The organism is Vibrio sp. V12_P9A6T4, assembly GCF_963874835.1.
Classification (GTDB): Bacteria; Pseudomonadota; Gammaproteobacteria; order Enterobacterales; family Vibrionaceae; genus Vibrio; species Vibrio anguillarum.
Genome location: NZ_CAWNJO010000117.1, coordinates 1 through 6,091 on the forward strand (window position 1 = coordinate 1; position 6,091 = coordinate 6,091).

Genomic DNA, 6,091 nt, shown 5'->3' on the forward strand with positions numbered 1-6,091 from the left:
CCATTACAGATAGCTAACAATGGTTCACCAACAATAAAATGGTCTCTCAAACCACCGACGCCAGATTGCATATGGTCTAAACCTAAAAGAGTGTTAGCCTCTATCATCAAAAAACCTTCATTAGTTATAGCAACATCCCATCCTATTAGATTTGCATTCTCCAATTTTCTTGCAGAATCAATAATACCAGACTTTATATCTATCCAATTTGGTATATTTAGCTCTGAAAATATAAAACCACTGTCTGGATGATGGATAAATTCCTCCTCACCATATTCATAAGTTGCATATGGTTTTAAAGGGCCTCCTGACATTAAATCGATACCGATGAGTATTCCACCTGCAGAGCCATTATCTATCTTACGGCCATTAATCCCCATTCGTAATGTCACTGCTATTAACTCAACTTGATTATTTTTTTTCCTTATAGTTACAGCTCTAAGTGTATTTACACTTTGCTCATACACTTTTGATATCTCTGCATGTTGTTCAATCCCTTCCTCTACAACATAGTCACCATCCAGATCTAATAAAAATTTATAATCTATAATATTCTCTTCAAAAAAATAGCTAACCCCGATTTTCTCAGCAATAATTATACCTTTTCCACCGCGTCCATCAGTAGGTTTTATAAAAATTCGTTTTGCCGAACAATGTTTAATTAAAAAATTAATTTCCATTTCACCAACAGCATTCACATTATCATTTGATAAAAAAATGTTATTTAATTTAGTAAATATTGTTCTTGATGTAGGAATATCAACGCCTTCAAACAACCTCTTCATTGATGTTTTATTTTCTAACATTAACGTAGTTTTTTCTATGTCATCATAATATGGATATACTATTTTATAAAAATAGTATGATGGCATGTATTCCTTCATTTCATCCAACTTTAACAAGCAAAACTTTGAATAAAAATCATGCGTGTAATATTGAATAGGGAAAACCCCCCAATATTTCCAAAGCTCCTTAGTTTCAAACCTAATAGTTTTTATATTTTTTTTATTATTAGATCTAATATAGCGAATCACATGTCCACGAGTCCTTTTATCTTTAATAAAAAGATAACCGACCCTTATAAAATCAACAATTTTATGTTTTAAAAAATTCACTGACGTCATATTTATTCCTATATAAAGCAAATAGCCTGTCTTGTTTTTCCATTTTTAGTTTTAGGAATAGAATCAACTTTTACAATTTCAACACAAATGCTTTTTCCTATCCTATCCTTTGTATTTTTAATTAGAATCTCCTCCTGAGTCAGATCAAAGATTCTTGAGTCCACAACAACCAATACTATTACTTTATTGACATCCTTCTGTAAAAATTGCGTTGCCAATAATCCATTAACCCCTTTAGGTATATGGTTAAGGATGTGTATTTTTTGCCCATCCTCACCAATTAAATAATCACCAATCCGTCCATCAACATGGTCAATCACAGGAAAAATCCGACCACAAGGACAGATCTCGTTTTCAGATAAATGCACATGATCACCGGTCTTATAGCGGATCAAAGGGAAATACTGATTATTAAAGTTAGTGCCAACCAACTCGTAACGCCCGTCGCCTACGGCTAACAATTCCACATGCGAATAGTCGGAGAGCAAATGGTAGCGACCATGCTCACACTGCCCTATCGCAGCCACTCGCTCAAATAGGCCATACCAGTCAAAGACTTTGCAGCCAAAGCGTGTCTCAATCACCTGTCTATCTTCTGCTGACAACGATTCTGATGAAGTGATAATGGATTTAAGCTTCGCCGGATAATAACTTTGGTTAGCTTCTAAATAGCGGGCTAACGTAGCAATCGAAGAAGGGTATGCCTGAATCACTTCAACCCCAAAATCGACCATGGCTTGCAGATAACTCGACATCGTTTGCGATGTCAGATGGAAAGATGAAAGCACTATCATCTGCTCAAACCAAGAGTAGCGCCAGAATGGTCCTTGCTTTTGACTTAATGGCACCACCATATCGCCACGGATCCACGCTCGTTTATCCCCTTTACGATATCCAGCCCAAGCCAACTGTCTTTCGACAAAGGCTTGCTCACGAATAACCGAATGCCTATCTTGCAAAATAGTCAAAGGCGTCCCCGTTGTGCCACTGGTCGCCCCTTTCACCACCACTGACGGTTTATTTTGTGAGATAAACTGTTTGTGATCACGGCGTAATGCGGATTTATCCAAATAAGGGAAAGCCTCAAGCTCAAGATTAGGCACCTCTAAATCCTGATAAAACGGCACATGGTTACAAGCATTCGCCAAGGTTTTTTGTAGCTGCTTGTGTTGATAATCCGCTAAATGAGTACGTGAAAACTCGTTAGCTTGGATCTCTTGCAACACCGCGCGCATCTCACCATTTTCTCTGACCATTTTGCGTGACAGCGCCCGTACAGAAAGCATGACATTTTGCAGCCAGATTGGTGCTTTAATATAAAGTGAACTGGTAAACATCAGTAAAAGTCCTTTGGAACAATATTTGTATAATTTAGGCTGTATTGACAACTGTATTGGTTACATTTAAAAAATCACCCGTCAAATATTATTGCTAACTATCTTGATGAATATTAAAGTACAGTTCCGTTCATTGAAAAATCACTCATCCGATGTGATATTCAGTCCACACATATCCTTAAAGAGAAAATTAACAGATAAAACCATATTTATTATCTCCTGTGTAGATGGTGATTAGATGAACGGTAGTGACAGGATAAAACCACCACCAAAAACATCAACGCAGGCGTTTTTACTGTTAAGGCATTATTAGTAACTGATATCAACATAAAACTGAGCAGAGCAATTTTTGCGGACCATTCTTGCTTATAAACCAACATAAAAGGAACAAGATAAGTAGAAAGCAGTAAGCCTATACACCCTAATAAACCAAAATTAAGAACCCATCCAATCACGTAGTTTTCAACAACATTAATACCAATATAAAAAACAATATCATTCAATAGACCATGTGAAGCACCGAATAACCACTCTGAAAAAGAAAGCTGTTCAAGTAAAATAAAAACATCGAATCGCGCTTCGGCGCTCGTATCTATATACAACTTAGACAATATCCGTTCACCAATCGGGCTTAATACTAGAGTCAAAATAACGGCAATCACAGAGAAATAGACCAAAGCCTGAAGATAAGCAAATTTCAGCTTTGGGTAGCGCACTCCCTGACCGAAAAAGTCACGTAATTTAGGTAACATCATCAGAAAATTACCCAATAGGAAAATCCCCAACGCAGCTCGCCCTCCAAAAGCAAACAGGGCTAGCACGATAACAGAGACATACATAGCCGCCGGAATTCGTGTATAACGCATAACAATAGGCGTTAGCGATGCCGTAATGAGAGCATTGTTAAGGGGATGTGCCATAAAAGCAGTCGAGCGGAAGAATGAAAAACTACCAATCTCAACAGCAACAATGCTCTGCCCCAAAACAAGTTCAATAATCGCGATGCATGCATTAATAAATAAAAGATAACCGAGTAGAGCCAGTAATCGATTTTTAGCTGCATCGGATAACCCGTATACAACAGGAACCAGAACTAAAGGGATAAAAATCGTATCAATAAGATAAGCGAGTCCCGATGTCCCAAATCGCATAAAGCCATATAAAATAACGGCCAGCATCGATACTATGGCTAGCCACCAAGCCTTTTTGAGATCGTGTAATGGCTTAATTAGGTTGAAAAGGCCAACGCGCAATATCAACAGAGCAAAAGCTCCCATACTCAAATAGGAATAGACATGAATTTTGAGTATGGGGCTCCCGCCTTCTGAAACGTACTGAATGCCCATATTTTCGAGTAAAAAAGCCCCCAGCAGAAACGCACTGAGGACAATCAGAATCATCCATCGAATGAGATTACGTTCGCTCAATTGGGCCTCCAGATTGAGAATAAACGTTGACGTGCATTAAAAGCATTCGTGCACCACAAACAGATGCCATAAAACAACAATGATGAGGTGACATAAAAGGTTAGAGCGAATAATGAATGGATCGCCAGTGGACACTGTTTCACTGCGTATAAGTAGCCGCCCATCAGAAGTGAAGAAATGATCACTTTGACGCCATCAATGCCAATAGCGTAACGATACCCCGATCTCCATGAGCTGATAAAAGAGAGTATTGCGACTAAGCCACTCACTATAAGCAAGGTGATAGCCGCACCAAACATGCCAAATTGATTGAGCATAAAAGGTAGTAGGAAAATGCTCGCTACTAAGCCCGAGAGAGAAACCCATAGGAGCTTGCGAGTCTGTAATAGAAACTGCAAACCATGATCAAGGTAATGACCTTTAAAATTAATCAGATAAACAGCGATCGCTAACACCCAGAATAGTCCGGTAGAACTACTGAGATATTGCTCCCCCAAAAAGAGCCTAATGATCTCTTCTTGTAATATTCCAAGTCCAAATAGAGCCGGCAAAGTAAGGGTAACCAATAAATGCAGATAGGTTTTATGCTGACTCACAAGGGTGATTTTATCTTCCGCATGCTTGGCCAAATTAGGATAGAGAGGCATAGCAATTACCATGAAAACTAAGCCCAGTACTCCCATCAATAAGTTGGCTTGCGCAGCATAGATACCCGTTTCGTTCATCCCAACGAAATGGGCGATAAATAAACGATCGACTCTTCCCCCTAATACGCTAATTCCTCCCGCTAACATGATCGGAATACCGTAAGTAAGCAGACGCTTTAACATAGCAATATGCCATTCAGGCCGTCTAGGAAAACCAAGACCTAAAGCTCCAATTCCAAAGCTCAAGGTTAAAGCAAACAACGCAGACTCAATAGTAGCCGCCCAAGAGAGTGAAAGGATGGAGAGCACTACCGCAGAAATTGACTGCAATACGGTCGCTTGACGATAAGCGCTCAATCGCTCATTTAAGCGACTCAATTCTAACTGGTATTGAAATATCGATTTAACCGACAGTAAAGCACCCAGTATCAATAATCGTTCCCAACTCAATTGCTGATAAATGAATAAAGTTACGGCGATAACAATAAAACCAAGCAAAGATCCGATAATAACCAGCAGTGAAATGGTTTGAACGAGTTGGACTTGCTCCCGATCCGAATACCCAGGGTAGAGACGTAACATCGACGTGTTGAGCCACTGAGTACTAAAAGCACGCACGAGTTCGAGAACCACCATAGCCACCGCTAACACACCATAATTTTCTGGTGTAAGGAAACGAGTTTGTACGGCGATTAGCATAAAGAGGCTTAAAGCAGCAAAAACCTGAACAGGGGCATATCTGAGTAGGCTGGCTATCACCCCATCACCTCATCATATAAAGACTCATATTGTTTTAAAATGCCTTGGGATGAAAAATGATTATGTATATAATCCTGTGCATTTTCAGTATCACGATAATAAATGGAGTCTATCGAGTTCACTATATTATTTGCTTGTTCATTTGAAAAAAACGTCACACCTAATTTAGCAAACCTATCCTTTCTCTCTCCTAAAATTCCCACAGGTGTAGCAATAAGAGGCAAGCCTGTTGCCAACATTTCTAAAGGTGCTAAGCCAAATGTTTCTTGATCTGATAGAAACACACCGATGTCAGCGTATTTATATTGCTGAATAATTTCTTTCTGATTCAGCTTTCCAAGAAAAGAAACATTATCGGATAAGTCCCATTCTTCAATTAATTTTTCAAGCTCAGAATAGTAAACAGGATCAACATTAGGACCTATTATATTTAATGTTACATCTCTACCTAAATCTCGTATCTGTCTTAGTAAATCTAAAATTAGATCCACACGTTTACGACGTGAAATGAGAGCACAGGTGACTAAATTTATTTTATTATCCAGCACATTATTAGCGTTTTTTTTGTTAAGTAGAGAAACATAAGCTTTATCAATAGGATTACCAATTATATGAATTGGTTTCTTAGTATCTTTTTTTAGAGCCTCACCCAGCTCATTTCCAACGCAAGTGAAAGCATCAACAAAATATTTACTTAAAAACGGGATTATTTTTTCATATAAAAAATCATTAGTCGTTGATACTGGTTTTCTTGCTATTTTCCGATAAGAATGAAGAGTTACAATATTCTTAGACCT

The 6,091-nt window shown here is 38.3% G+C and carries 5 protein-coding genes; all 5 read right to left on the bottom strand.

Annotated elements, in window-relative coordinates:
- Window positions 1-1,124 (bottom strand): sugar-transfer associated ATP-grasp domain-containing protein (locus AACQ42_RS16815; protein ID WP_094166303.1); only part of this gene is annotated, 1,124 nt, incomplete at its 3' end.
- 8 nt (window positions 1,125-1,132) lie between these two features.
- Entirely contained in the window at window positions 1,133-2,461 is a 1,329-nt protein-coding gene (gene vpsH, locus AACQ42_RS16820; RefSeq protein WP_094166304.1) for an exopolysaccharide biosynthesis protein VpsH, read from the bottom strand.
- A 212-nt stretch (window positions 2,462-2,673) separates the two neighbouring features.
- A complete protein-coding gene (vpsF, locus tag AACQ42_RS16825) occupies window positions 2,674-3,888 on the bottom strand; it encodes an exopolysaccharide biosynthesis protein VpsF (protein WP_094166305.1) in 1,215 nt (404 codons plus the stop codon).
- A complete protein-coding gene (gene vpsE, locus AACQ42_RS16830; protein WP_094166306.1) occupies window positions 3,885-5,294 on the bottom strand; it encodes an exopolysaccharide biosynthesis flippase VpsE in 1,410 nt (469 codons plus the stop codon). The genes vpsF and vpsE overlap by 4 nt, the downstream gene beginning before the upstream one ends.
- Window positions 5,291-6,091 (bottom strand): VpsD family glycosyltransferase (locus tag AACQ42_RS16835; protein ID WP_094166307.1); only part of this gene is annotated, 801 nt, incomplete at its 5' end. The genes AACQ42_RS16835 and vpsE, both read right to left, overlap by 4 nt.